Below are 26,900 nucleotides of genomic sequence, written 5' to 3'. Positions count from 1 at the left end.
CCTATGTATAAGCTGCTTATAGTTGAGGATGAGCGTTGGGAGCGGGAAGGGCTGGTCGATTTTCTCGACTGGGCTTCCCTTGGGATAGAAATTGCGGGAACGGCGCGCGATGGCATTGAAGGCCTGGAGCAAACGCTCGTGCTTGATCCGGATATCGTCATTACAGACATTCGGATGCCCGGCATGGACGGCCTCGAGATGTCTCGCCGGATCAAGGAGCTTAAGCCGCATGTGAGGATCATAATTTTGACGGGCTATGGCGATTTCGAATATGCGCGGAAGGCCATAGACCTGCGGGCGAGCCATTATGTTCTGAAGCCGATTAGCGAGGAAAAGCTGTTGGAGGCTTTGCGCAAGGTTAGAGATGAATGCGAAGAGGACGTCCAATCCAAAGAGGAGCGGGATAAACTGCGGGCTGAGGTGGAGGAGCATCGTCAGCTGATGAAGGGAAAATGGCTGGATGATTTGCTGTTCGGCACGCTTGAGCCCAAATATATAAGGGAGCTTATCCAAGCGGAGGGCTTCGTCTCGGAGCACGGCAGGTTCGTTGCATTTGCGATTTCGGATGAAAAGCAAGGCCGCTTCGCTGAACGGCTGAAGAAACTGTTCCCCGGCCCTAGCTTAGTCTACTATTCGGATAAACGAAGCGGACACCTAGTAATCGTCATTCCTGAGCCGGAGGAGCAGCCAGAGGAATACGCCGCCAAGCTTAACGTGCGCATTTCGGGACAAGGAGGGCTATTGTGGCCGGCTGATTTGAAGGTCGGAGCAGGTGCGCCGGTAGATGGTCTGCTGCGGATTGCGGAGTCCGTCAAGCAGGCTGAGCATGTGCTTGCGTATGCATCGTTTTGGGATGAATACGGCGTGATCAGCCTGGAGCAGACAGAGCGGGAGCGGGCGAGGTTTCTGAGCGAGGTGGCCGATTTTTTGCACAAGGGCAGCCAGCAGGTGAAAGCGATCGTGCACAGCGTTCATGCGCTTGATGAAGCACAGGCGCTTGCGAGCGCGGAAGAATTGTTTCATGATGTGATGCTTCGCAAAGGAGCTGACGGCGATTACATTCGGCATTATGTGAGCGGTTTGCTGTTCGAGCTGTCTGTTGTCGCAGGTGCGCGCCAGGCCGAGGAAAACGGAGGAGCCGATCCAGGCGAGCAACTGTACTTGCTGCCGACACTCGCCTCTATTAAAGCGTACAGCCTTCAATATATAAAGGAAACGATCAGGGCTCTTCGCGAGAAGCGTGACGGCAAGGAGGATTATGTCATCCGCCAGGTGAACAGGCTGATCGAGCAGAAATTTATGTCGCCGGATATCAGCTTAAAGTCGGTAGCGGAGGAAGTATTCCTGTCTCCTAACTACTTAGGCTCGCTCTATAAGAAGACGACCGGACGTTCCTTTCATGATCAGCTCGCACAGATCAGAATGGACAAAGCCAAGGAGCTTCTGGCTTCCCCTCAACATAAGGTAGCGAGGGTTGCGAAAGGGGTTGGCATACCGAGCACATCGTATTTCTGTACCGTATTTAAGAACGCCTTCGGTGTATCGCCGGGTGAATATCAGGAAATGCTGCATCGAAAATAACGATAACGGAACGGTCGGAGGGCTGCCTTGTCACTAAGGCAGTCTTCTTTGTTTGCAGGAAGCGTATGAAAGCGTTTAAATAGTGCGTTAATATTTTAAACAAACCACACTTTTTGATATATCTCGCCCCAGTCCCATCTTCTACAATAGGGTTAGGGAAAACATCAAGAGAAGGGGTGGACAGATGGAAGACTTGAGTGTGGCCGCAAGGCCTATTGTGACGAGCGGGACCAAACGCAGCAATTTCGGCAAGCGCTTATGGACGCAGCGCTATCTGATGATACTGACGCTGCCGGCTGTCATTTGGCTGATTATATTCCATTATGTGCCGATGTACGGCATTATTATTGCATTTGAGGAGTACAACCCGGTGCAGGGCTTTACGTTCAGTCCATGGGTGGGGCTGGCTAATTTCAAAGAGCTGTTTATCGATCCGAGCTTTCTGGATTCGGTTGTCAATACGTTTAAGATCAGCTTTCTTAAGCTGCTGTTCGGCTTCCCGGCGCCGATCCTGCTGGCGATTATGCTCAATGAGCTAAGGGCGCAGCGCCTTAAGAAGGTCGTTCAATCGCTGTCGTATCTGCCTTATTTTATTTCATGGGTATTTGTCGTCGGCTTCATGTACACGCTGCTTGATCCAAGAACGGGCGCGCTCAGCGGGCTTTTGCAGTGGCTTGGACTCATCACGCAGGAGCAGCTGCTGATGGGCGATCCAAAAACCTTTACCACGCTCGTTGTCATCTCGGAAGTGTGGAAAAACATCGGCTGGAACTCCATCATATTTTTGGCGGCGATTGCAAGCATTGACCCGCAGCTTTACGAGGCTGCGACGGTGGATGGGGCGGGACGCTTTCGGAAAATATGGCATGTCACCCTGCCGGCCATTAAGCCGACGGTGGTCATTCTGCTTATCCTCAACGTAGGCGGCTTGGTCAATGCCAACTTTGATCAGCTGTTCCTGATGAAAAACTCGATGACGCAGGATCAGGCTAACGTGCTTTCTATTTATTCCTACGAGATGGGGCTAGTGCTTGGCCGGTTCTCTTATGGTACGGCAGTTGGGCTGTTCCAGTCCGTCGTTGCATTCGTGCTTATGCTGGGCGCGAACTACTCATCACGCAAAATGACAAACGAAAGTCTATTCTAAACGTCTATAGGCAGCGATCATCACGATGAATACGCATGAGGAGGGTTAGGTATGAATGCTGTACACCGGACAACGGGGGAGAAGCTGTTTGACGCGGCGAATGTCGTGCTGCTTCTGCTGCTTGCCTTCGTGACTTTGTATCCGTTCTATAACATATTGATTACATCATTAAACGATCCCGCCGATGCGGCGCGGGGGGGCATCACCTTTTGGCCGCGAGTCCTTTCCTTTGAAAATTATAAAATGGTGCTGCAGGACGAGAGCCTGATCAACGCTTTTATTGTGACGGTGCTCCGTACGGTCGTCGGTACGGCAACAGCGGTCCTGTTCACGGCAGCTTTCTCGTACGGGGTTTCCAAGCCGGAGCTGCTTGGCCGCAAGCTGTTTCTTATTTTGGCCATTATCACGATGTATTTCAGCGGCGGACTGATCCCGCACTATTTGCTGATTGCCCAGTACCTGCATTTGAAGGGCAGCTTTATGGCCTACATTTTGCCTAATTTGTTCAGCGTATTCAATGCATTAATTATGATTACCTTCTTCCGGGGCATTCCGAAGGAAATGGAGGAGTCGGCTAAAGTGGACGGCGCGCATGAGCTTACGATTTTCTGGCGGCTCGTGCTGCCGGTCTCAAAGCCCGTGCTTGCAACGATTGCGCTCTACAATGCGGTGTTCCACTGGAACTCATGGTTTGACGCGATGCTGTACGGCGGCGAGAGCCTGCGAACGCTTCAGCAAATCCTAATGCAAATCATCAGCTCCAACAGCAACGTGAGCTTGATGGCGAGCAACCTCGGGATGAAGGCGGTTACCGCAGAATCCGTCAAGCTGGCAACGATGGTGATTACGACGCTGCCGATCGTATTCTCTTACCCGTTCCTGCAAAAGTATTTCGTTAAAGGGATCATGATTGGCTCGGTAAAAGGCTAAGCAAAGGCTTCCGCGGGCAAACTGCCCGATATATAGAAGCAAATAGAAGCAATTCGAAAAGGGAGGATTCTTTCATCATGTACAAAGCAAATAGAAAGTCGCTTACGGCCGCATTGGCATTCATTCTCGTACTTGCCTTAGCGATCACGGGCTGCAGCAGCGGCAGCAATAAAGAATCGGCGGCAAACGCGGGCAGCGCCAATACAGAGACAGGCGAAGAAGGCAACGCCGCGCAAACATCCAGCGATCCGAATGAGCCGGCATGGAAGCAGGACACCTCGCCGTTTACGTTCCGCCAATATTTTTATGGAACATGGGCATCCAACTATTTGTGGAAAGATCAATACAGCATGAAGCAGATTACGGATAAAACAGGCGTAACGATTGACCGCTTCCTTGCAACAGGCAATGATAATGACTTTTTAAATACGTTGATCGCCTCCAATGATTTGCCGGATACGCTCATGCTGGACTGGAACCATCCGCAGGTGACGAAGCTAATCAACAACGGCATGCTTTATTCCCTGGATGAGCTGATTGACCAATATGCGCCGAAGCTTTGGGATTCGATCGATCCGGAAATTATTAAATACCATTCCGTGAACGGCAAGCTTTGGTATTTGCCAAACAACTACGAGACGGAAGAACGCTTGACGAACGGCGTGCCGATTACGGGCATCCGCCCTTGGTTCGTGCGTAAAGATATTTATAAAGCGCTGGGCGAACCAAAAATCGAGACGGAGCAGCAGCTGTTCGAATTCTTGGAGCAGGCCAAAGCGAAATATCCGGAGCTGAGCCCGGTGGGCATGGAATCCTTCGACGTATCGATGTGGGGCTTCCAAGGCAGCACGTCGATGGATTATTTGATCGATTCGTTCTCCCCGATGAATATGGAAAACCGGATCAAGGATGACACGCAGCGCGTCCTGTATCCGATGCGCGATACGAAATTCATCGATGCATTCCGTTACGTAAACAAGCTTGCGAAGAACGGTTTGTTTGATCCGCAGCAGCTGATCGCCAAGTCGGAGCAGTATGACGAGAAAATTTACGGCGCTAACTTTATCGTAACCTCTGCTTTTATGAACGGCATGTACACGCAGTACAACCCGAAAATCAAAAGCACGCTGGGCGAGGATAAAACGTATGTCGTCCTCGATGGCTTGAAGGTCGGCGGACAAGAACCGCGTTATCCAGCTAGCCGCTTGATGGGCTGGCAGGGCTTCTTCATTACGAAAAAAGCAAAAAATCCGGAGCGCATCATTAAATTCCTGGAATACGCATGGTCCGACGAAGGGCAGCTCGACTTCCGTTACGGCAAAGAAGGCGAAACCTATGACATGGTCGACGGCTTGCCGAAAGCGAAGGACGAAGTGAAGGGACTTGAGCTGAGCGACAACAATGCATGGTACAGCCAATACGGCTTTACGGCTTCCACGCTGATGTGGCGTTCTGGCAAGCTGTGGGATGCCGCAGAAAAACGCGATTTCGACGAGAAGCAGCCCGAACAAGCGGCAGCGAAGGATCTCTTGAAGAAATACAATTTCGACAGCTTCTCGCTTGGCCTCGAAAATATCGAGCCGGAGGGCTCCTCGCCGGAGGGCGTCATTAACGCCAAAATTAAAAACCTATGGAACAAAACGATCCCGACGCTCGTGCTTGCGGGAACGGATAAGGAATTCGACGATATCTATAATGATTTCGTGAAGGACATGGAAAAGGTAGGCGCCGATAAAGTAGAGAAGGTTATGTATGAGCGCCATTTGGCCGATTTAGAGAAAAAAGGAATTAAATAATAGCGGAGCGGACAGGGAAGCTTGTCCGCTTTTTCCTTTGCAGACGCGGATCAGGGTGCAAAAGGAAGAGAGGGAGAGTAGGCACAATGAAGGTAAACGATATTCAGGAGCATGCATGGAAATTATGGTACGGGCAGCCGGCGCAGAGGTGGGAGGAAGCGCTGCCGATTGGTAACGGACGGCTTGGCGGCATGGTGTTTGGAGACATCCGCCGCGAGCGGATTCAATTAAACGAGGATACGCTGTGGGCAGGCTTCCCGCGGGATACGAACAATTATGAGGCGCTTCGCTATTTGCAGCCAGCGCGATCCTTCATAGAGGGCGGTAAATATGCCGAGGCGGAGAGACTCATCAACCAAAAAATGCTAGGCGTCAATACTGAGCCTTACCAGCCGCTCGGCAATCTTTGGATCGAGCATGCCGGGGCAGCGTTAACAGGGGCTGACGGCTACAGACGCGAGCTTGATTTGGCGACAGGTATCGCGTCGACCGAAAACGGATTTGGCGAAGCGCAGGTAAAGCGGGAAGCCTACGTCAGCGCTGTCGATGATGTGATGGTGGTCACCTATGAAGCGAGCGGCGCGGATCTGGAGCTGCTTGTTTCTGTCGATTCCCTGCTGCCGTATCACGTGGAGACAAGAGAGGATGGGCTTGTGCTTGCAGGGCAATGCCCGACCCATGTAGCGGACAATTATCATGGGGATCATCCGCAGCCGATCTTGTTCGAGGAGGGGCGTGGCTTATCCTTTGGGCTTCAGCTGCAGGTGGTGCAGGAGGGTGGAACGGTTAGCGCAGCGGCCGGCGGCAGGCTCCATATTACAGGAGCGAGGCAGGTAACGCTGATTTTGGCGGCTGCTACCGATTTTATCCGTTACGATGCTTCACCCGCCGGAGCGGCCGAAGCTAGCGCCAGGTGTACAAAGCGTATGGCAGCAGCCAAAGCGCTTGGCACCAAAGCGCTGCGCGAGCGGCATATGGCGGAGCATGACCGGCTGTTCGGGCGGGTGGATCTGCAATTAGGCATATCCCCCGCAGCGAAGCTGCCGACGGATCAGCGCCTTATCGCCTACCGGAACGGTGGAGCGGACCCGCAGCTTGAAGCATTATATTTGCAATACGGGCGTTACTTGCTCATGGCAAGCTCGAGGCCGGGCACTCAGCCTGCCAATCTGCAGGGCATATGGAACCATCAGCTGCAGCCGCCTTGGAACAGCAATTACACGACGAATATCAATGCGCAGATGAATTATTGGCATGCAGAGGTTTGCGCGCTGAGCGAGTGCCATCTGCCGCTGTTTGATATGCTCGGCGAGCTGGCGGAGGCTGGTCAGCGGACGGCGAAAATCCATTATGGGGCGCGAGGCTGGACCGCTCATCACAATGTAGACCTGTGGCGGTCATCCGCGCCAAGCGGCGGGGATGCCAGCTGGGCGTTTTGGCCGCTCGGCGGAGCATGGCTGATGCGCCATTTATGGGAGCATTACCAGTTCGGACTAGATCCCGTGTTTTTGAAGGATACGGCCTACCCGCTGCTCAAGGGCAGCGCACTATTTTTTCTTGATTTTCTTGTGCCGGGACCGGATGGCTATCTGGTCACGAACCCGTCTACCTCACCTGAAAACAAATTTGTTACGACGGACGGTGAAATAGGCAGCGTATCCTTAGCCAGCACGATGGATATCAGCATTATTCGGGAGCTGTTCACGCATTGTATTGAAGCCTGCATGATCTTAAATATTGATCCTCTCTTCAAGGAGGAGCTGGAAGCGGCGCTAGCCAAGCTTCCTCCGCTGCGAATCGGACGCCATGGCCAGCTGCAGGAATGGTTCTATGATTTTGAAGAAAGTGAACCGGGTCACCGTCATATCTCTCATTTGTACGGCTTGCATCCCGGGGAGCAAATCTCGGAAGCGACGCCTGAGCTGCTGGCTGCGGCAAGGACGACGCTGGAACGCAGGCTGAACCATGGCGGAGGCCATACCGGTTGGAGCTGCGCGTGGCTGATCAATCAGTTTGCGCGTCTGCGGGACGGAGAAGGAGCGCATCGCTTCATACGCACGCTTTTGGCCCGTTCGACGCATCCTAACTTATTTGATGACCACCCGCCGTTTCAGATCGACGGTAATTTTGGCGGGGCGGCCGGCATTGCCGAAATGCTGCTGCAAAGCCATAACGGCTCGATTATATTACTGCCGGCGCTGCCAAGCGCATGGCCAGAAGGAAGCGTGTCGGGCCTTAGGGCAAGGGGAGGCTATATTGTCGATATCGCATGGCGCGAGGGCAAATGGCTTGAGGCTTTCGTAACGGCAGCAGCAGACGGAATTTGCACCATTTCACACTCGGGCGCATTCGAGGTATGGAACGAAGCGGGAGAAGTGTTAGTATGCGAAGAGGAGAACTTTTCCGTGTTGGCTGGACATACCTATCGCATTCAAAGCCGGGCTGAATGATGAAGGAGCTTGTTGGCAAGGCATGCGATAAGAGATAAGATGGTTGATATAAAGGTGGTAACCCACATCTTTTACTAAGGCAAAGCAAAGAGGAGCCAAAGTGACCATGATGCAAACGATCCAAGAAAAATTAAAACAGATGGAACTGGAGGAGCAGGAGCTTCTGTTCTCATCATTTACGAATGACACAGCACTTGCGCTTGGACTAGCAATTGTAGAGGAAGCGCGGCAAACAGGTAAACGGATAACGGTCGACGTTACCCGGGCCGGCCAACGTTTGTTTCTCCATGCGATGGAGGGAACGTCAGTAGAGAACGAGAACTGGATCAGACGTAAAATCAATGTAGCGAATCATTTTGGCACCAGCTCGTGGCATACAGCCTGCCGGCTTCAAAGCGAAGGGGTCACCATGGAAGAGAAGTATGGACTGCCCTTCGCGGATTATGTAGGAGCAGGAGGGGCATTTCCGCTGATCGTCATCGGCGAGGGGCAAATTGGAACGGTCACCGTGTCCGGATTGCCGGATCAAGAGGATCATGATTTACTTGTTTCAGTGCTGCGCCGCTTTTTGTCCGGGCAGCCCCGCTAAAAAGCCGGGAAGGCGGGAGTAACAGTGAACGCTGATCGTAAAACATTTTGGAAAACGTATTTGAGCGGCTTGCAATTGCATGTGGCCGTTGCCAATTATACGAAGGTGCCCATTTCGTGGAGGGATGATGATTATACACCTGATGTAAACAAGCTTTATTACATCCAAGAAGGCGAAGGGTACGTCCAGATAGGGAAGCGTAAATTTTATCCAAAGCCCGGCGACCTTTGCTTGCTGCCTGCGGATGTCATGCAATCCTACGGCACGCTGAGCGCGGATACGTTCGGCAAATATTGGTGCCATTTTACTGCGAAGCTGGATAATTTCAATTTGTTTCAGATGCTGGAAATGCCGGTAATCTTAACGGTGAACGATCATAAAGGGCTTAAGGAGAAATTCGAACGCCTCGTGGCGCATCATAAGAGCGAGGAATGGACAGCCGAGCTGCATGTGCAGGCTGCTTTTCTTGAGATCATGGCGATGCTGCTGGAGCAGGCGGGCCCTATTGCGATTAACACGCCAACCACAAGCTCATTCGAGAAAATGAATGTGGTGCTCAGTTATATCGAGGAGCATCTTTCCGAAAATATGACGGTCGATACCCTTGCGCAGCTTGTACATTTTCACCCTAATTATTTTATACGTATGTTTAAGAATACGACCGGGCTCTCGCCGATTCAATATGTGAACCGCAAGCGAATGGATAAGGCGAGGCAGCTGCTGACCTTTACTTCGCAAAGCATCTCGGCAGTCGCAGAATCGCTCGGTATGGATGCTACCTATTTCTCGCGTCTCTTTAAGGAGTACACGGCGTTGTCGCCAAGCGAATATAGGGAGCTTTCCATGAAGGCATAGGAAAAACAAAGAACCGCGGCGGATTCGCTGCGGTTCTTTGTTTAAAATATAAGAAGGTATAAATTTCAACCTTATACAATGCTAATATTTCAACGCGAAACGAGCTTCTGCCGCAAAAGATGGCGTCAGCCGTTTACGCTTGTTCACATTAAGGATAGAAGGGGGTTGCCGGCGTAGTGGTCGTGCACCAGCGGGCGTTGAATAGCGACTTGATTAAGATGTCCTTTGCTTCTTCCGTGCCGATGTACCGGAGAGCTTCGAGCGCATGTGCTCGAACGTATCGGTTCTCATCTTCCAGGGCTGCCTCCAAAGCTGGAACGGCGGAAGCCGCAGCCGAGCCGAGGCGGGATAACGAGAGTCCAGCCGTAAACCGCACCTGAACATCCTCATCGGTTAAGCAGGCGATTAGCCCATCGACCGAAGCAGGCGAAGCTGAGCCGATGATGCCGAGCGCTTCGGCCACAGCGCTGCGAATGGCTGCGGAAGGGTGGGATAACAAGCGGCAAAGCGCTTCAAGCGCCGAAGCTGCAAGGTGACGAAGCTCGCCGAGTGCAAACACCGCATGGAATACGGTCTCTTCGCGATCATCCGCCAGCGCTGATGTCAGCTCTTCGACGGCGTCGATGCCGGCTGCGGAAAGACCGTATGCGGAAATGCGCGAAATCGATACGTTCTCGTGACGAAGGCCGGCAATAAGGGCCGAGATGCCTTTTTTACCGTATCTGGCAAGCTCATAAGCTGCGTTCAGCGCGGTCGGTTCAAACGAATTCGCCAAATCCCCCGAAAGCTCTTTTATTCTCACGCTATTCTCTTCCCTTGATTCGGCCAGGCTTCCCACACTTCCGGATAACCAATTCCAAGTTTCCTCCCACAAGGTTTCGTTGACAGCGATAGGCAGCGCAAGGTCGGCTGGCTCCTGCCATTCGGATACCTGATTATTCCATGAAGGCTGGGCAGGAGCTTCGGTACGCATAAATTCGAATTTTAGCATATAACGCGCTTGGCCTGATACATTCGGCGTTGAACGATGCCAAATATCGTAATGGATAAGGGCGAATGTCCCTGCTTCGCCGCTGGCATAAGCTTCACCAGCCGCCTCGTCGGAGACAAAAGTACGTGATTCGTAATTTTGCGTGCCGGGCATAACGCCTGTCGGTCCGAGTTCCATAGGCGTGTTTTGCGGGAAATACATAATCATTGCCCACCATGGATGGTGGTTGCGCATACGGGAATAACCCCAGTAGCTGTCCTTGTGCCAGCCGCCAGCCACGGGCACTGCATTATAGTGGCCATGACGATGCGCATGCAGCATATAGTTTGGTCCGAGTACGCTCGTTAAGGCTCCTTGAATGACGGGGCTGTCGAATACCTGTTGAATTTCCCGGATTCGCGGCAGTAAATTATTGCCGGGATTTCCTTCCTCGTCATATACTTTTTTTAGTTCAGCGGTCATCGACTGATGGAAGGATTTCGGAAAATCCGTCTTTAATATCAGGAAGCCTTCCGTAATAAACTTCCGCATTTGTTCGTCTGTCAGCAATAGTGGGGATGGATTCATAGAGTAGTGTCCTCCTAAAGTTTGTTGGAATACACCGATTATATGAGATATCAGCCCCGTGCTACATACACGAAACTAAGTGAAGCTTGCATAAAACTAACTTCCTCAGCGGCAGCAAATGCGCGGAAAAATGGGTATAATGGGAATAGCTTTTTCTCAAAGGGGGCACTTGTGATGGAATGGAATTATTACAATACGTTTATTACGGTATCCGCGGATTGTCCGGTAGAGTTCGGATCGGTGCCGCCGGATAAGAAGGGCGGACGGACAAAACCAAGCCTTGAATATGAGCTAGCCGCGGGGCAGCCTTACCGCTATACGCAGGAGGAGCTGATGCTCGAGGTGCATGTGCGCCACAAGGAGATCGCGCCTGAGATATTAGCCGAACAGGGAGCAGAGATTCGGGAGGCGTTTTTTTCGAAGCCAATGGCATGCATGCGGGCATCGATGCTTCCGAAGAAATACGGCTGGGGCATTCATTTTAATGAAGCTGGAAAGCTTGCGCTTGTGGCTAGGGAATCTGCCGAATACCAACAATATGTTGAGGGTAAGCAGGAGGGCTTAAAGGTGCTTGCAGGGATGCGCAGCAGCAGAAAGTAAGAATATAGGATTAGCCTGTAAGAGCAGAGTAGCATCATCATGAGAGACTGCTCAAATCATAACGGGGAGGCTTTGCTTATCATGAAACAGAATAAATATGATGATCCCGGTTTTTTCGCGAATTACAGCCAGATGTCCCGTTCGATCGGCGGGCTTGATGCAGCAGGGGAATGGCATGCTTTCCGCGCAATGCTTCCTGAGCTGCGTGATAAAAAGGTGCTTGATCTCGGCTGCGGCTTCGGCTGGCATTGCAGATATGCGCGCGAGCGCCAGGCCCGTTCGGTGGTTGGCGCGGATATCTCGGAGAATATGCTGGAGCGTGCGAGAACGCTGACGAACGATTCAGAGATCGAGTACCGCCGCTGCGCAATTGAAGATTTTGAGTTTAGCGAGGGCGAATTCGATGTGGTGATCAGCTCTCTTGCCTTTCATTATGTCGAGAGCTTTGATCATGTATGCCGGAAAGTTCATCAGGCGCTTTCCGCGGGAGGCTCCTTTGTGTTCTCGGTTGAGCATCCGGTTTTCACAGCTGTGGCGGCGCAGGACTGGTACTATGGCGCTAGCGGAGAGAAATTGCATTGGCCTGTCGACGGCTACTATTTGGAAGGTGCAAGAGAAGCGAATTTTTTAGATAATATCGTCGTTAAATATCATCGTACGGTTTCCAGTTACGTTAATGCACTCCTTGAATCGGGCTTCAGCATCACGAAGCTTTCCGAGCCTCAACCGACGCAGGAGATGCTGGACCAAATTCCTGAAATGCGCGACGAACTTCGCCGTCCTATTTTCTTGATGATCGCAGCGGTTAAAAATTAGGATACAGCATGACAAAAGTAAATCAAGTCTTAGATTTTGGGCGGTTAGAGAGGTAATCAATGAATAATATAAACGTCGATTTAGTTATAAGATTAATAAAAGAACAATTTCCAGAATGGTCGGATTTAGAGATCAGGCCTGTCAAAGTTAGCGGGCATGATAATAGAACCTTTCATTTAGGCGATCATATGAGTGTAAGGTTACCAAGTGCAGCGTCCTATGTTCCTCAAGTAGAGAAAGAACAGAAATGGCTGCCCCTATTATCTAAAAAACTTTCTTTACCCATTTCTATACCTTTAGCCAAAGGTATGCCAAGTGATGAATATCCATATCCTTGGTCTATCAACAAGTGGTTGGAGGGTGAGACATTAACGCCAAAGAATATTAATGATATAAATCAATTCGCGAGAGATTTAGGAGCATTTTTAATTGAATTACAATCTATCGATGCAAGCGCAGGTCCATTAGCCGGGAAGCATAATTTTTATAGAGGCGGAGCTTTAGCTGTATACGATGAAGAGTCTAGAAATGCAATTGAGAATAATAAAGATGCTTTTAATGAACACGTATTGAAAGAAATTTGGAAATTGGCTTTAGATTCGAAATGGGATTCAGATCCCGTTTGGATTCATGGTGATATAGCGCCGGGGAATTTATTAGTTAAAGATGGGAAGCTTTGCGCGGTTATTGATTTTGGAATATTGGGTGTAGGCGACCCTTCTTGTGATGCTGCTATGGCATGGACATTTTTTGACGAGAACAGCAGAAAAATATTCAAGAATGTAATAAATATGGACGAAAAGACTTGGAACAGAGCAAGAGGATGGGCTTTATGGAAGGCTTTAATAACCTACAACGGCAATAAAAATGCTAACCATGCATTGGCAGAAGAAGCATATAGAATTATTAATATAATAGTTGATGATTACAAATCACACTAACGGAGATACAGAGGCAGTCAAGGACGTTATTTTCCCGTCCGTGGCTGCATTTGTTCAAATATAAGAAAGTATAAAAATTTAACTTTATAGTTGCTTATATTTCACCGCGAAACGAAACGAGCTTTTGCCGCCAAAGACGGCGTCAGCCGTTTACGCTTGTATAATGGGGTTCCAGCTAATTATTTTTCTCGGGCAGCAGGCACTGTGCAACTTTTTGTGCAAACGTTGTCATTTTCAATAAATGGGATGCATATACATGTCGAAATAAGGTAAATCAGTGAAAAACAATTGACAGCGCTTTAACGAGAGTATTAATATGAGACTAAGCAAACGCTTTCATTCCTGTTCCGGCAGCAATTCAGCTGAGTAATGGGGTTTTGAATTAAAGTTTGCATTTGTTTTGTCTTTAATGCAAACGATTGCACAGTCGTTTTCGAAAAGATTAGAGGAGCCGGGAGGTGTTAATTCAGCGCGAAAGAAGCAGTGAAACGGGATTTTTTAATAAGAATTGAACGAGCGTTAACGATAATTTGGGGAGGTTCACACGAATGGGCTTTGCTCTAAAACGAAAGAAAATGCTGGCTATCCTGTTAATCGCGGCTATGATTTGGTCGATTGCCGGTATCATACCGATGCAGGCGAGCGCTGCGGCACCGACTCAGGTAGTGCTTGTCGGCGACCTGCAGTCTGAGCTAGGCCATACCGGGGACTGGGATCCGGCAGCCGAAGCTACGAAAATGACCGATAACGGCAATGGCTATTACAGCTTTACGGCTATGCTGCCGGCAGGCGCTTATGAATATAAGGTTGCCCTAAACGGCGGCTGGGATGAAAGCTATGGCTTTAGCAGCTATACGAATCTGAGCGGCGCGGAGAATGGAGGCAATATCAAGCTGAGCCTTGCTGAAGCAGCTGAGGTTACTTTTTACTATAATCACGCTACGCATAAAATCGCAGATTCTACCTATTATACGCCGCTAGCGGGCGATAAGCTCCCGCGTATCGTTGGAAGCCTGCAGACGGCAATCGGAGATCCGGGGAACTGGGCACCGCAAACGGCACTCGCTATGATGGGCGATTCTGATTTTGACGGTAAGTACACGATCACGAAGGATGTGCCCAAAGGCAATTACGAGTTCAAAATTGTACTGGGAACGACGTGGGAGGATGAAACTTACCCGCAAGAAAATCAATTGCTCAGTCTTCCCGCGGATCTGCCGGTAACCTTTAAATATGATGCCAACACGCATGCGGTAGCTGCAGATTTCAAGGCGCCGGTTGAAACGGATCCGGACCCGGACCCGTTAGATCCGAATATGGATCCGGTCCCTGCGAAGCATCTTCGCGTTCACTACAGCCGGACCGATGCCCTATACGAGAACCAAGGGGTATGGGCATGGGATCATGTAGCTGCTCCATCGGCAAGCTGGCCGCTTGGCGCGACCGCCTTCCCGGAAAATAAGCGCGACAGCTACGGAGCTTATGTCGATATTCCGCTTGCGGATAACGCCAAAAAAGTAGGCTTCCTTATTGTCAACCGCACCGATGGCGCAAAGGACGGCGGAGACAAAGCCGTAGCGATAAGCTCGCCGGTGGTTAATGAGGTTTGGATACAGCAGGGCTCCGATAAGGTATCCTACTACGAGCCGGTCGAGCTTCCGGCTAACACCGTTCGCATTCACTATGTCAGAGACGATAAAAAACAGAGCGATTTTGGCCTATGGCTGTGGGATCAGGTGGCAGCTCCCTCTACGGGTTGGCCAATGGGAGCATCCGCATTTACAGCTGAGCATGTTGACCGCTATGGCAGCTATGTGGATGTACCGCTTCAAGAAAACGCTCAGAAAATCAGCTTTCTAGTGGTCAATCGCACATCAGGCGATAAAGACGGCGGGGATCGGACATTCAGTCTCCTGGATCGCTACAATCAGCTGTGGATTAAGCAGGACGACAACAACGTTTATGTGTCCCCTTACTTTGAATTGCCAACGGGACTTGTGTCCGCCGAAATCTTATCTGAGAGCAAGCTCCTTCTCGGGTTCACGATGACCGACGGACTCGCAGCGGATGAATTGAAGACAGCGATCACGATTAAAGATAAGGACGGAGCAGCAGTTGCCGTTGATCTGGTTACGCTAAATGCGGATAAAAAAACAGCCTTGCTTTCGGCGAATATCCAATTAGACAAAGCTCCGCTCAGCGTTACCTACCAAGGGAAAACCATATCAGCCGCTTCAGGCTGGAGAATGCTGGATGAGCTGTACGACTACGAGGGTAATGATCTTGGCGCGACTTATGACTCTGGCAGCGTTATCTTGAAGCTCTGGGCGCCAAAAGCCAGCTCTGTCGTTGCCAATGTCTACGATAAGGATGACGCAGCCCAGCTTGTCGGCAGCGTAGATTTGACGAAAGGCGACAAGGGCGTGTGGACGGCAGCCATTGCTCCGGCCGATTTAGCCGGTCAAGGCATAACCGACTTGAAGGGTTATTTTTATCAATATGAAGTAACGAATGACGGCGTAACCCAAAACGTACTCGACCCGTACGCGAAGTCGATGGCGGAGTTCAGAGTCAATACGAAAGGGGAGGCTGGTCCTGACGGCGATGCGGTTGGGAAAGCGGCCATCGTCGATCTAAGCGGAACCGATCCTTCGCTAGACTATGATTTTGCCCAAATCGACGGCTATGAGAAAAGAGAGGATGCGATTATTTGGGAAGCGCATATTCGGGATTTTACATCCGATCCTTCCGTTGCAGGTGATCTCACGGCACGATGGGGCTCCTACAACGCATTCAAGGATAAACTGGCTTACATCAAATCGCTGGGCGTTACCCATATTCAATTGCTTCCAGTCATGGCTTGGTATTATGGCGACGAGGCGAACATGGGTGTAAGGGAGAATGAGTTTTCGGCGATCGATAATGAATATAACTGGGGTTATGATCCGCACAGCTATTTCTCGCCGGACGGTGCTTATTCAGAAAATGCCAAGGATCCTGAGCTTAGAGTGAAAGAATTAAAGGGACTCATCGATGCGATTCATGAGGAAGGCATGGGGGTTGTGCTTGATGTCGTTTACACCCATATGGCAAAAGCAAGCTTCCTAAACGACATTGTGCCAAACTACTATGCGTTCCAGGACGCGAACGGCAACAACATCGGAGGCTTCGGCAACAACCTGGCGACCTCTCACAAAATGGCGGAAAAGCTGATGGTTGATTCCGTTAAGTATTGGTTTGATGAATATAAAATCGACGGCATGCGCTGGGATATGATGGGCGATGCCACTTATGAGTCCGTTCAGCATGCTTATGACGCGGCTGCGGGCATTAATCCGAATGCCTTGTTCATCGGGGAAGGCTGGAAAACGTTCGGTGGCGCCGCTTCCGATCCGGCCTTAAAGGATAAGGGCGCAGACCAGGCTTGGATGGACAAAACGGACAGCGTCGGTGTCTTCTCCGATGAGATTCGCAATGAATTGAAATCCGGCTTCGGCTCTGAGGGCGAGCCGAGATTCATTACAGGCGGAGAGAGAAGCATCGCTACGATTCTTAATAACATTAAGGGCCAGCCCGGCAACACGCCGGCGGACGACCCGGGGGACATGGTGCAGTATATCGAAGCCCATGATAACTTACCGCTATACGATGTTATCGCGCAATCGATCAAGAAGGATCCTGCCGTAGCGGCTAATGATCTGGAAATTCATAAGCGGGTACGGCTGGGCAATTTGCTTATCCTGACGTCGCAAGGAACGGCCTTCCTGCATGCAGGGCAAGAATACGGCCGGACGAAGCAATGGCTGGGCGAAGGCATCCCGGAGCAAAAATACCATGAGCTTGCGGATGCGTCAGGCACCCCATTCGGGTATTTTATCCATGACTCCTATGACTCGTCCGATGCCATTAATAAGTTCGATTGGCAGAAGGCGACGGATGCCGGGCAATATCCGGTCAATAACGTTACGCAGCAGTATACTTCAGGCTTAATTGAGCTTAGAAAGCATACGGATGCGTTCCGTCTAGGCGACAAGGATTTGGTTAACTCCAACGTGACGCTCATTAACGCGGAGGAAATGAAAACAAACGATCTTGTGATCGGTTATAAAAACAAAGCAACCGACGGCACGGGGAATTATTACGTATTTATGAATGCGGATAATAAAGAAAGAACGCTTACGCTTTCGGAGGATTTGACGGGAGGCACGGTCGTTGTGGACAGCGACGAGGCGGGCACCCAGGCCGTTGCAGATCCAACGGGCTTCGAGCTGACAGCAAGCAAGATTAAGCTTGCGCCTTTGACAGCTGTCATTATTAAGCTGGACGCGGCAGCGCCGGAGCTTACGGGGCTTGAGCTGGATAGCGCTAGCTATTCCCTTCAAGTAGGAACGACGCACCAAACGGAAGTTTATGCGAAATACAGCGACGGCAGCAAGAAAAAAGTAACGAATGCAGCCGTGTTCTCATCGGTGAAGCCTGAGGTGGCAGCCGTTACAGCGGGCGGTCTTGTAACCGCAGTCGGCGCTGGCCAAACGACGATTACGGTTACGTACAAAGGCATCACGGCGAGCGCGGCGGTTTCGGTTACGACGGATTCGGTGAAGCGTTACGTTCAGCTGAATTACATCCGGCCGGATAAGAACTACACGGATTGGAATCTGTGGATTTGGAATACCGGCGTGAAAAATGACCAAATCAATTTCGATAAAGTCGAAAACGGTGTAGCTACGGTCCTGCTGGAAATTTCGGCCGACACGACCAGCGTAGGTTTTGTGCTTCGCAAAGGAAGAGACTGGAACACCGCGAAGCAGGATATTCCGGATGATCGGGTCATTCCGATTGCGCCGGGGGCTGCCTTTACAAAGGTCAATATTACGAGCATGGTCAGTCAACTTGATATTTTGCCAACGATTGATGGACCTGTTCTGAAGGATGGAGGCATTACCTTCCTCTACCGGGATGATACGTTGTTCAAAAACGGGCAGTCCAGCGATATGACCAGCGTTAAGGTGAGGGTAAACGATACGGAGTACGATATGGCTTATGATGCTTCGAAGGAATGGTTTGCGTATACGCTTGCTAATGTAGAAGGCGGTACGTACGAGTATACCTTTGTGGTTAAGAAGAAGGACGAAGCGGCAGTAGAAATCAACGATCCGAAAAATACTTCTGACGGCAAATCCTTCATTACGTATCGGAAGCCTGTCGTTACCATGACGGCAACCGTCAGTCCAGCTGCGATTTCATACAACGAAAATGCGGTATTGACAATCACGACCGCCGTATCGGAAGAGGTAGCTTTTACGGATGGCTATATGGATTTAACGGCATTAGGCGGACCGGCTATGGTGAAGATGGACACCACGCTGCTCGCACAAACCATTGCCGTAAAAGACACGGTTACTGCCGGCGTAAAGGAAATACCGATTACACTGGTTGACGAGTTCGGCAATAAGCATACGCATACGGGCTCGGTGACCGTTAAAGCGAGAACGTTTGCCGGCAATCTGGACTTTGATTGGGATGAGGCGCGCATCTATTTCGCGTTAACCGATCGTTTCGCGGACGGTGACAGTACCAATAATGCGGACGTGGATAAAGAGCATCTCGAGGCTTATCACGGCGGTGATTTCAAAGGGATGATCGACAAGCTGGATTATTTGCAGGAGCTTGGCATCAATACGCTTTGGATTACACCGATTGTCGATAATATCGATTTTAACAAAGGCGCTGATTTTAACGCCAAGCAATACGGCTACCATGGCTATTGGGCGAAAGATTTCACGAAGCTCGACGAGCATCTCGGCGATATGGAGACGTTCAAGGAGCTGATCAACAAAGCCCATGACAAAGGCATCAAAATCATGGTCGATGTAGTGTTAAATCATACCGGCTATGGCTTGAAGGCGGATGAAAGCCGCCCGGGCATTACACCTGAGGACAAAGCGCGCTTTGACGGCATGCTGAGGACGAATGGCGTTCAAGCCAGCACGAATCCGGTTGAAGGGGAGCTGGATCATCTTCCAGACCTTAAGACAGAGGATCCTGCTGTACGCGAAAAAATCATCGAATGGCAGGCAGGATGGTTAGAGCGGGCGAAGACGGAGCGTGGAGATACGATTGATTTCTTCCGCGTAGATACGATCAAGCATGTGGAGAGCACGACATGGAAAGCATTCAAAAATGCGCTGACTGCCGCAGATCCCGAGTTTAAGCTGATTGGCGAGTATTTTGGTGGTACTGTAGACGGTGACGGAGGTATGCTTCGCAGTGGTCAAATGGACAGCTTGCTCGATTTCAGCTTCAATGACAGAGCGAGAGATTTTGCAAACGGAGCCATTGACGCAGTTGACGCTTACTTGGCGGACCGCGAGACCAAGCTGGATAACACGACAACCATGGGGCAGTTCCTGAGCAGCCATGATGAGGATGGTTTCCTCTCGCATTTTGTTGATGGAGACAAAGGAAAGCTGAAGATCGCAGCAGCTCTGCAAATTACGGCAAAAGGCCAGCCCGTCATTTATTACGGGGAAGAGCTGGGCCGCTCGGGTGCCAATGCACGCGATATGAGCGCGGGTCTGTTCAGCGAAAACCGGACGGATATGCCTTGGGAGCAGCTGAAGGCAGAACAGGCGATGCATGATCATTATGAGAAGCTGCTCAATATTCGGGCTAAATTCTCGAAGGTCTATGCGAAAGGGGCGCGGACGAAGCTTGCGGGCTCGGATGCACTGGGCTACCTGGCATTTAACAAACAATTTAACGGTGTAAATGTCGTAACGGTCATTAACACGGCAACTGACAGCAAAGCGGTTGTGCTGACCGCTCCTTTCGCAGCAGGATCGGCGGTTAAGGATGAATACAGCGGAACGATGTACACGGTGGCGGCAAATGGTCAATTGACGGTTTCCGTACCAGGCAGGAACGAAGGCGGAACGGTGATTTTAAGCGAGGTCTCGTCGAATGGATCATCGCCTGATACACCGCAGGAAACAGATGCTCAAACCGTGGATGAGAGCAGCTTGAAAACGATCAAGGACGGCAAAGCGTCGGTGCAAATAGCCAATGGAAAAAATATTGTGCAGCTGCCGTTTAAAGCAGCGGCTATGCTGGTAGGCAATGACTTGGAGCTGAAAGCAAACGGCATTACGATTAATCTGCCGAATGAAGTGCTGGCAGCGGTGCAAGCCCTCGTTCCAGCCACCCAAGCCGACGGCGCGCAGCTTGTATTTGAATTAAAAGCAGTGAAGACGGCGGACGCTAAAGCTTTGCTTGACCGTGTGGAAGCCGATCAGGCTCAGGTGAAGGCAGCATCTTTGGTTTATGAATTCCATTTAAGCGCAGTCATGAAGGATGGAAAAACGGTTCAGGCTTCGAAGTTCGAGAAGCCGATTACGATTACCTTCAAGGTTGATGCGAATGCGAACAAAGACATCGTTGGCGTTTATTATGTTAGCGATGACGGCAAGCTGGAGTACGTCGGAGGCGCGTTGAACGGCGATTGGATGACGGCGGAGGTATTCCATTTCAGCAAATATGCGGTTCTGGAATACGACAAATCATTTGCAGACGTGGAGGCCAGCCACTGGGCTTCCGCGGCGGTGAAGTCGCTCGCAGCGAAGAACATCGTGAATGGGATTAACGGCACGCAGTTTGCTCCGGGAGCCAACGTAACCCGTGCCGAATTCGCAGCCATGCTCGTTCGCGCGCTTGGCGTTAAAGCGGATGGATCGGCAAGCTTCTCCGACGTTGGAGCAGGCAAATGGTATTCCGGTTATGTGGCTGCAGCGAGCAAGCTGGGCATCGTAAAAGGCCGCAGCGACAGCAAGTTTGCGCCGAATGAAAAGATTAGCCGCGAGGAGATGGCGGTTATGATTATTCGCGCTTATGAAGTGCGCAAAGCGAACGAGAGCGCCGCGGGATCGGCGGAAGCGGCGTTTACCGACCGCAGTGAGATTAGCCCATGGGCCGCAGCATCCGTAGCGGCTGCCGCGGAGCTTGGACTGGTTCAAGGCAGAGCGAACGATACCTTTGTGCCGAAGGGTAATATGACGCGCGCCGAAAGCGCGCAAGTAATTTATAACTTGCTGGCTAAATAAAAAAAGATGGGCTGCTCCTTTGGTCAATTTGACCATTGTAGACAGCCCGTCTTTTTTTATTGCCTACTCCTTGCCATGCCGGGTAAAAAGACACACCCCGAACAAAATCAATGCTACGGCCGTGCGATGCTTGTATTTCACCGAGTAGAGAGTTTTTTCGCCGAGGACGGCATCAGCTGCTTACTTATCGGCGTAGAGTAGATGGCTACACTGCAAAAAATACATTAGAAACCTGACATGACCCTCGAAGCGGACAGCTGCGTTGCAGAAAATACAACAGAATCAGTACTCGGATATGAAATAGAACCGCATATAGCTGATTCTGTTGTACAAACTACAATGTAGCTCCATAGGGAGCGATTAGAGGAGCATTACGTTGCATAATCTGCAGCGTAGATATAGGGCGAGCTGCCTTTTTAGCGCAGTGTATAAACAAAATACGGTAACCGAATGCAGTAACAGAATGAAGTAACCGAATGCAGTAACAGAATGCAGTAACAGAATGCAGTAACCGTATGCAGTAACCGAATGCGGTAACAGAATGCGGTAACCTAACAGAATACAGTAACCGTATGCAGTAACCGAATGCGATAACCGAATGAAAGCTCGCATCTGGGAGATAAAGCATGCCATGTAGGCTGCCTACTCCTTACCATGCCGGATAAAGAGCCACACCCCGAACAAAATCAATGCTCCGGCCGCGAGCTGGTAGCCCGTCAACGCTTCTTTCAAGAGCACCCATGCGAGCAACGAGGAAATGACGGGCTCGCCGAGTACGGACATCGACACGGCAGCTGCGCTCATATGCTTCAACAGCCAATTAAATAGATAGTGGCCGAACAGCGTAGGAACAATCGCCAGCAGCAGGAATAAGCCCCATTCCTTCGAGCTGTAGCCCGTGAAGGGATTACCGCGTACGATATTGTAGAATGCAAGCGCCGTAGCAGCGAGCGCGAATACCCAGAAGTTATAAGCGAAGGCGCTCATGTCCTTCCGCAGCTGCTTGCCGATCAGCATATGAACGGCTACGGCCGCCGCTCCAAGAAAGGATAGAATATCACCAAGCAGCGCATCTCCGGAGAGAGCGAAATCGCCCGAGCCGATGACGATTGAGCCTGCAAGCGCAAGGCCCATGCCCCACAGCATCATGCGGTTTGCCTTGATACGGAATAGGAAGTAAGAGCCGAGCATCACCATAACAGGCTCAAGCGTTAAAATGACAGTTGAGCTTGCGACGGTTGTCAGGCGCAGGGATGCCATCCATAGCAAAAAGTGCAGGGCAAGCATCACACCTGAAGCGGCTAACAGCCGCCATTGTCTTGCGGTGAGATGGAACATTTCAGCGCGGTACTTCCAAACGAGCGGAAGCATAATAAGATTGGTTAAATACAGCCTGTACATGGCAATGACGGCTACATCGGCATCGGACCATCGTACGAATATCGATGAAAACGAGATAGCGATTATCCCGATAATGTATAACAATTCATAGGTTGCGATTGACTTGGTGCTGCGTTCCATCGTTGTAATATCTCCCATACTTATAAAACCCCTGACTCTCTCAAAGCGTTAGCTCTTCAAGGGTCAGGGGTTTTATTATATTCTCTACTTAACCGACTTGACCGGCGGTAGGCTTAGCGGCGGCCTTCTCCAGCTCGGCGTCAAAATACTGCTGAAGCTCCGCGACCTTCCTTACATCCTCAAACGAGGCTTTGCCGGCAAGATAACGTTCGGCGAATACTTCCCATTGCGGCACGATTTTTTGCGAGGTCATCGTACGAATCGCATTTTTAACCATTCGGCGTTCCTTGGCATTCGTGTACATATCCTTAAACTGCTGCTTGAGGCTGAAATCCAGCTCGCCAAAGATTTTGCGGAATACTTCTGCCGTCATGCGGGCATCATCGAGCGCGCGGTGCGCAGAGCCTTCTGCCGTAATTTCAAGATCGAGCAGGGCTGCTTCTACGCTGACATCATTCGTGACATTCTTGTACCGAATATAACCTTTCAGCAGGTCGAAATAATCAGCGGCCATCCAAAAGCTGTCATCGAGCTTATGCATTCGCGTATCGTAGACGATTCGCTTCAAATCCTCGCCGCCCCAAGTAAAGAGCAGGAAGGTGTCACTTTTTTTCAACCATGCAGTGAAATCGCCAATCACCTTCGGAAATCGGCTCGCCGTGTCGATGTCTTCCTGCGGAATGCCGGTTTTTTTCTTAATAAAGCTGTTCAGTTTGGAAAAATAAACGGGCCGGATTAAAGCGGAAAATTCATCTGTCTGCTCCAATGAGCTATTTAAACGAACGGCGCCAATCTCAATGACCTCCATGGGCAATTCACTTGCAAACTTACGTCCATTAAATTCAATATCCAATATAATATAATCCAAAATCTTAACCTCCGATAGATAGCCTGTGTTCTCCATTCTATCAGAAAAAGTTATCCATATGGAAACTACAATATGGTAGAACGCGTTTTCAGCTTTATTTTCTTAATTTCACCACGTAGTAGAGTATCGTCCCAATCTTTTACATTTATTTTCCACGCAAAGAAACAGCCGCATCCGGAGAGGAACGGCTGGAGGGAGTGGCATACTGCGCATGCCGCTTGCGGTTCGAGGCTCGCGTTAGGAACGCTTCATACGGCGGGAATTAAGCCAAAGCGGAATACGGAAGACTAAATTGATGAGCAGTACGACAAATACGAGCACGGCTGCCGCTTTTTGGGCAATTTCCTGCGCATCGCCGACAATGGCCTCGGACTGCACATACCAGAGATGGACGGCCAGCGTGGCGCCGGGTGAAAATAGGCTGAAATCCCACATCTCACCGGAGGTTGTAACGCCTGCGGTCAAAATGATGACCGCGCTTTCGCCAAACGCGCGGCCAGCCACAAGGCAGATGCCTGTGATGATGCCGTTTAATGCGGTGGGAATCAGCGCGCGGGTGATCGTTTGCAGGTGTGTGCCGCCAAGCGCGAAGGAAGCGTTCTTCAGCTCCTTGGGCACCGAACGTATCGATTCTTCGGTTACGCGGGTCAGCACAGGCAAATTAAGAAAAGCCAAGCTGACCGCGCCGCCTAGAATAGTCAAGCCGATCTCGAAATATTCAACGAACAACGCAATGCCGAATAATCCGAATATAATAGACGGCACCGAAGCTAAGCCTTCCACGCAAATGCGAACGAAGCCGATCAGCTTATTGTCCGGCGCGAATTCCGCCAAATAAATGCCGGCTGCCATTCCGAGCGGAATGGAGATCAGCAAGGAAATAAACAAAACGTAGAAGGAGTTCAGCAGAGTCGGACCGATCCCGCCGCCCTCGTCAATCTCGCTTGGCAGGCCGAAGATGAAGTCCCATGTAATCTTCGGGAGTCCATCCTGCAAAATTAAAAAAAGGAGACCGAAAATAAAGACGATGATCAGGATGCCAAGCGACCAGACCACGCCAGTGAACACGCGGTCTTTGAACCGGTTGAGTCCTTTTTTGCCGCTGAACGGATTTGCCAAAGGGTTAATATCTAGAGCTTGCTTCATGCTTGTGACCCCTTTCTTTGCAGCCAGCGGATGGCAACGATCATGAACAACGATATGACGAGGAGCAGGAAGCCCATCAAATAAAGCGCGTAATTCCACGTGGAATCAAACGGAACATTCGAAATTTGCATAACGATGTTGCTTGTGAGAACGGAAGTTGGCTTCAGCAGACTGTCGGCCAGCTGAGGCGTATTGCCGATGACCATAACGACAGCCATCGTCTCGCCAACCGCGCGCGCCATGCCTAGAATAACGGCATACATGATTCCGCTTTTGGCCGAAGGAAGCAGCACTCTCCACACCGTCTGGAAGCGGGTAGCGCCGAGCGCGTAGGAGGCGTCGCTGAATTTGGAAGGAACCGCGCTGATTGCATCATCGCTTATGCGGCTCACGGTTGGGAGAACCATAATGGTAAGCACGAGCGCCGCCGCAAGCAGGCCATCGCCCATACCGCTTCCGGTCACATTCCGAATCAAGGGAATCAGAACCGTCAAGCCCAAGTAACCGTAAACGACGGATGGGATGCCGACGAGCAGGTCAAGCACAGGACGAAGCATGTTTTTGAGCCAGGGCGGTACAAAGACCGATAGAAACACGGCAATGATCAGAGAAATAGGCACGCAGATCAGCAGCGTTAATGCCGTGAGGGCGAAGGTGCCAAAAATAAAGATCAAAGCGCCGTATTGCTCATTCTCGGGGTTCCATTCCGTGCTGAAGAAGAAATCCATAGGCGAAATATGGCTGAAAGTCAGCACGCCGGTACGGAACATCAGCAGCAGGATCAGAAAGAGAATCAGGCATACGAAGCTGGCTGCCGCGATACAGAGATAACGAAAGAGACGGTTGGTGAAGAACAGACGGGATCTTCGGTCAAAAGGCTTGCTGCTGCCAGCCAGTATGGCTTTGCCGAGCTCGGCGGAAAGCCGCGGCCGCGACTGCGGTCCGGCATGAGTGGATTCCAACATATACGGTAAGCTCCTCTAAGCAAAAGCATTCTGAAGCCGGCCTTGTCTTTAGGCTCCCAGAGCTTTTCGCTATGAAATATAAATGGGAATAATGATTAATGCCATTGAAGGAAAGAACGGCCGACTCAGGCGCTTATTCGCGCAAGCCGACCGCTCCTTTGAAGAAAGACTATTTAATTGCCGAGATCGGAATGAATTTAAGCTTCTTCAATGAACCATTTTGGAACTTCGTGCTTTGTACATATTTGATGAATTCTTTCGTTGCGCCTGTCGGCTGGCCTTTTGTCATATAGTAGCCGTAGCCCCATACTTTGTACTTTCCGTTGATGACATTCGCTTCAGTAGGAGCAATGTCGTTGATTTTTACAGCCGTCATTTTGTCGGTTACATAAGCAAGGTCCATATAACCAATGGCATTAGGAGTAGTTTCGATTGCGGACTTCATGTCGCCGCTCGTTTTTACTTCTTTGTAGTTATCGCCCTTCGTCATGAAATCGGTACCGTCAAGCGCTTTGTCTTGGAAGTTTACGCGAGTGCCTGAACCAAACGTACGGTTTACAACGATGATTTCAGCGTCCTTGCCGCCAACTTCTTTCCAGTTTTTAATTTTTCCGGAGAAGATGCCTTGCAGCTCTTTTGTCGTTAGGTTTGTTGCCGTTACGTTCTTATTTACAACAGCAGCGAAAGGAATAATGGCTACTTTATGAGCAACTTGGCCTTCGAATTTTTTGAAGCCGGGAACATCCTTCGAAGCATCCCAGTCAACAGCTCCGATGTTAGCGATGCCTTTGCGCACAGCTTGTGGCCCTGTGATCGAACCGGCAGCGGAAGCTGAAATTTTTACTTTAGGATTGAGCTTTTTGAACTCATTGGCTGCTTGAAGCGTCAGCGGCAGAAGGGCAGAGGAGCCGTTGATGACGATTTTGCCGCTTAGCTTGCTAGCAGCGGTAACAGTAGGCGTGGAAGCAGGAACGGAGCTGAAGCCGATTACGGCGATGAGCGCTGCGATCGTTAATTGTTTAAACCATTTCATTAGGA

General features: G+C 50.5%; 17 protein-coding genes. 11 read left to right on the top strand and 6 right to left on the bottom strand.

Annotated elements, in window-relative coordinates:
- The first annotated feature begins 3 nt into the window (after positions 1–3).
- The 7 genes from AC1DLI_RS09035 (at position 4) to AC1DLI_RS09005 (ending at position 9,348) form a co-directional block, all read left to right on the top strand.
- The gene (locus AC1DLI_RS09035; protein WP_477601658.1) at positions 4–1,581 is read left to right on the top strand and encodes a response regulator; all 1,578 of its coding nucleotides are present in this window, start codon (positions 4–6) and stop codon (positions 1,579–1,581) included.
- A gap of 184 nt (positions 1,582–1,765) precedes the next feature.
- Positions 1,766–2,728 carry an ABC transporter permease gene (locus AC1DLI_RS09030; protein WP_477601656.1) on the top strand — a complete coding sequence of 321 codons (963 nt, stop codon included), beginning with the start codon at positions 1,766–1,768 and terminating at the stop codon, positions 2,726–2,728.
- Positions 2,729–2,779: 51 nt separating this feature from the next.
- Positions 2,780–3,658 (top strand): carbohydrate ABC transporter permease, encoded by an 879-nt coding sequence (locus AC1DLI_RS09025; protein WP_364150693.1) that lies wholly within the window; start codon positions 2,780–2,782, stop codon positions 3,656–3,658.
- A gap of 77 nt (positions 3,659–3,735) precedes the next feature.
- Positions 3,736–5,454, top strand: coding sequence for an extracellular solute-binding protein (locus AC1DLI_RS09020; RefSeq protein ID WP_477601653.1), 1,719 nt, complete (start codon positions 3,736–3,738; stop codon positions 5,452–5,454).
- A gap of 86 nt (positions 5,455–5,540) precedes the next feature.
- A complete protein-coding gene (locus AC1DLI_RS09015; protein WP_477601651.1) occupies positions 5,541–7,904 on the top strand; it encodes a glycoside hydrolase family 95 protein in 2,364 nt (787 codons plus the stop codon).
- Between the two features lie 106 nt (positions 7,905–8,010).
- Entirely contained in the window at positions 8,011–8,493 is a 483-nt protein-coding gene (locus AC1DLI_RS09010; RefSeq protein ID WP_477601649.1) for a heme-degrading domain-containing protein, read from the top strand.
- Between the two features lie 24 nt (positions 8,494–8,517).
- Entirely contained in the window at positions 8,518–9,348 is an 831-nt protein-coding gene (locus AC1DLI_RS09005) for an AraC family transcriptional regulator (RefSeq protein ID WP_477601647.1), read from the top strand.
- Between the two features lie 148 nt (positions 9,349–9,496).
- Here AC1DLI_RS09005 and AC1DLI_RS09000 read toward each other — a convergent pair whose 3' ends face one another.
- Positions 9,497–10,906: a HEAT repeat domain-containing protein gene (locus tag AC1DLI_RS09000; protein WP_477601645.1), complete on the bottom strand. Its 1,410-nt coding sequence runs from the start codon at positions 10,904–10,906 to the stop codon at positions 9,497–9,499.
- A gap of 174 nt (positions 10,907–11,080) precedes the next feature.
- On the opposite strand from AC1DLI_RS09000, the gene AC1DLI_RS08995 reads away from it, so the two are divergent.
- The 4 genes from AC1DLI_RS08995 (at position 11,081) to AC1DLI_RS08980 (ending at position 21,362) form a co-directional block, all read left to right on the top strand.
- A complete protein-coding gene (locus tag AC1DLI_RS08995; RefSeq protein ID WP_477601643.1) occupies positions 11,081–11,506 on the top strand; it encodes a DUF6157 family protein in 426 nt (141 codons plus the stop codon).
- Positions 11,507–11,587: 81 nt separating this feature from the next.
- A complete protein-coding gene (locus AC1DLI_RS08990; protein WP_477601641.1) occupies positions 11,588–12,322 on the top strand; it encodes a class I SAM-dependent methyltransferase in 735 nt (244 codons plus the stop codon).
- A 59-nt stretch (positions 12,323–12,381) separates the two neighbouring features.
- Complete coding sequence (locus AC1DLI_RS08985; protein ID WP_477601639.1) at positions 12,382–13,263, top strand: aminoglycoside phosphotransferase family protein; 882 nt, start codon at positions 12,382–12,384, stop codon at positions 13,261–13,263.
- Between the two features lie 548 nt (positions 13,264–13,811).
- Positions 13,812–21,362 carry a pullulanase gene (locus AC1DLI_RS08980; RefSeq protein WP_477601637.1) on the top strand — a complete coding sequence of 2,517 codons (7,551 nt, stop codon included), beginning with the start codon at positions 13,812–13,814 and terminating at the stop codon, positions 21,360–21,362.
- 642 nt (positions 21,363–22,004) lie between these two features.
- Here the strand turns inward: AC1DLI_RS08980 and AC1DLI_RS08975 are convergent.
- From AC1DLI_RS08975 to AC1DLI_RS08955, 5 genes are all read right to left on the bottom strand, one after another.
- Entirely contained in the window at positions 22,005–22,901 is an 897-nt protein-coding gene (locus AC1DLI_RS08975) for a DMT family transporter (protein WP_477601635.1), read from the bottom strand.
- A 70-nt stretch (positions 22,902–22,971) separates the two neighbouring features.
- Entirely contained in the window at positions 22,972–23,751 is a 780-nt protein-coding gene (locus AC1DLI_RS08970) for a 3'-5' exonuclease (protein ID WP_477601633.1), read from the bottom strand.
- 237 nt (positions 23,752–23,988) lie between these two features.
- Positions 23,989–24,897 (bottom strand): phosphate ABC transporter permease PstA, encoded by a 909-nt coding sequence (gene pstA / locus AC1DLI_RS08965; RefSeq protein ID WP_477601631.1) that lies wholly within the window; start codon positions 24,895–24,897, stop codon positions 23,989–23,991.
- On the bottom strand, positions 24,894–25,862 hold the full coding sequence (pstC, locus tag AC1DLI_RS08960) for a phosphate ABC transporter permease subunit PstC (protein ID WP_477601629.1): 969 nt from the start codon (positions 25,860–25,862) through the stop codon (positions 24,894–24,896). The genes pstA and pstC overlap by 4 nt, the downstream gene beginning before the upstream one ends.
- Positions 25,863–26,031: 169 nt before the next feature.
- Positions 26,032–26,895, bottom strand: a complete 864-nt coding sequence (locus tag AC1DLI_RS08955; RefSeq protein WP_477601627.1) for a phosphate ABC transporter substrate-binding protein — start codon at positions 26,893–26,895, stop codon at positions 26,032–26,034.
- Between the last annotated feature and the right edge of the window lie 5 nt (positions 26,896–26,900).

It is taken from the genome of Paenibacillus sp. 01T443, from assembly GCF_056398325.1.
Note: the sequence above shows the minus strand (reverse complement) of the source record. Positions and strands in the feature narration are given on the sequence as shown.

What these genes read in the sequence shown, in the direction of transcription:
- AC1DLI_RS09015 (WP_477601651.1), top strand. Translation starts at nt 5,541, where the DNA reads ATGAAGGTAAACGATATTCAGGAGCATGCATGGAAATTATGGTACGGG.
- AC1DLI_RS09000 (WP_477601645.1), bottom strand. Translation starts at nt 10,906, where the DNA reads ATGAATCCATCCCCACTATTGCTGACAGACGAACAAATGCGGAAGTTT.
- pstA (WP_477601631.1), bottom strand. Translation starts at nt 24,897, where the DNA reads ATGAAGCAAGCTCTAGATATTAACCCTTTGGCAAATCCGTTCAGCGGC.
- AC1DLI_RS08985 (WP_477601639.1), top strand. Translation starts at nt 12,382, where the DNA reads ATGAATAATATAAACGTCGATTTAGTTATAAGATTAATAAAAGAACAA.
- AC1DLI_RS09030 (WP_477601656.1), top strand. Translation starts at nt 1,766, where the DNA reads ATGGAAGACTTGAGTGTGGCCGCAAGGCCTATTGTGACGAGCGGGACC.
- pstC (WP_477601629.1), bottom strand. Translation starts at nt 25,862, where the DNA reads ATGTTGGAATCCACTCATGCCGGACCGCAGTCGCGGCCGCGGCTTTCC.
- AC1DLI_RS08955 (WP_477601627.1), bottom strand. Translation starts at nt 26,895, where the DNA reads ATGAAATGGTTTAAACAATTAACGATCGCAGCGCTCATCGCCGTAATC.
- AC1DLI_RS09035 (WP_477601658.1), top strand. Translation starts at nt 4, where the DNA reads ATGTATAAGCTGCTTATAGTTGAGGATGAGCGTTGGGAGCGGGAAGGG.
- AC1DLI_RS08995 (WP_477601643.1), top strand. Translation starts at nt 11,081, where the DNA reads ATGGAATGGAATTATTACAATACGTTTATTACGGTATCCGCGGATTGT.
- AC1DLI_RS08975 (WP_477601635.1), bottom strand. Translation starts at nt 22,901, where the DNA reads ATGGGAGATATTACAACGATGGAACGCAGCACCAAGTCAATCGCAACC.
- AC1DLI_RS08990 (WP_477601641.1), top strand. Translation starts at nt 11,588, where the DNA reads ATGAAACAGAATAAATATGATGATCCCGGTTTTTTCGCGAATTACAGC.
- AC1DLI_RS09010 (WP_477601649.1), top strand. Translation starts at nt 8,011, where the DNA reads ATGATGCAAACGATCCAAGAAAAATTAAAACAGATGGAACTGGAGGAG.
- AC1DLI_RS08980 (WP_477601637.1), top strand. Translation starts at nt 13,812, where the DNA reads ATGGGCTTTGCTCTAAAACGAAAGAAAATGCTGGCTATCCTGTTAATC.
- AC1DLI_RS09025 (WP_364150693.1), top strand. Translation starts at nt 2,780, where the DNA reads ATGAATGCTGTACACCGGACAACGGGGGAGAAGCTGTTTGACGCGGCG.
- AC1DLI_RS09020 (WP_477601653.1), top strand. Translation starts at nt 3,736, where the DNA reads ATGTACAAAGCAAATAGAAAGTCGCTTACGGCCGCATTGGCATTCATT.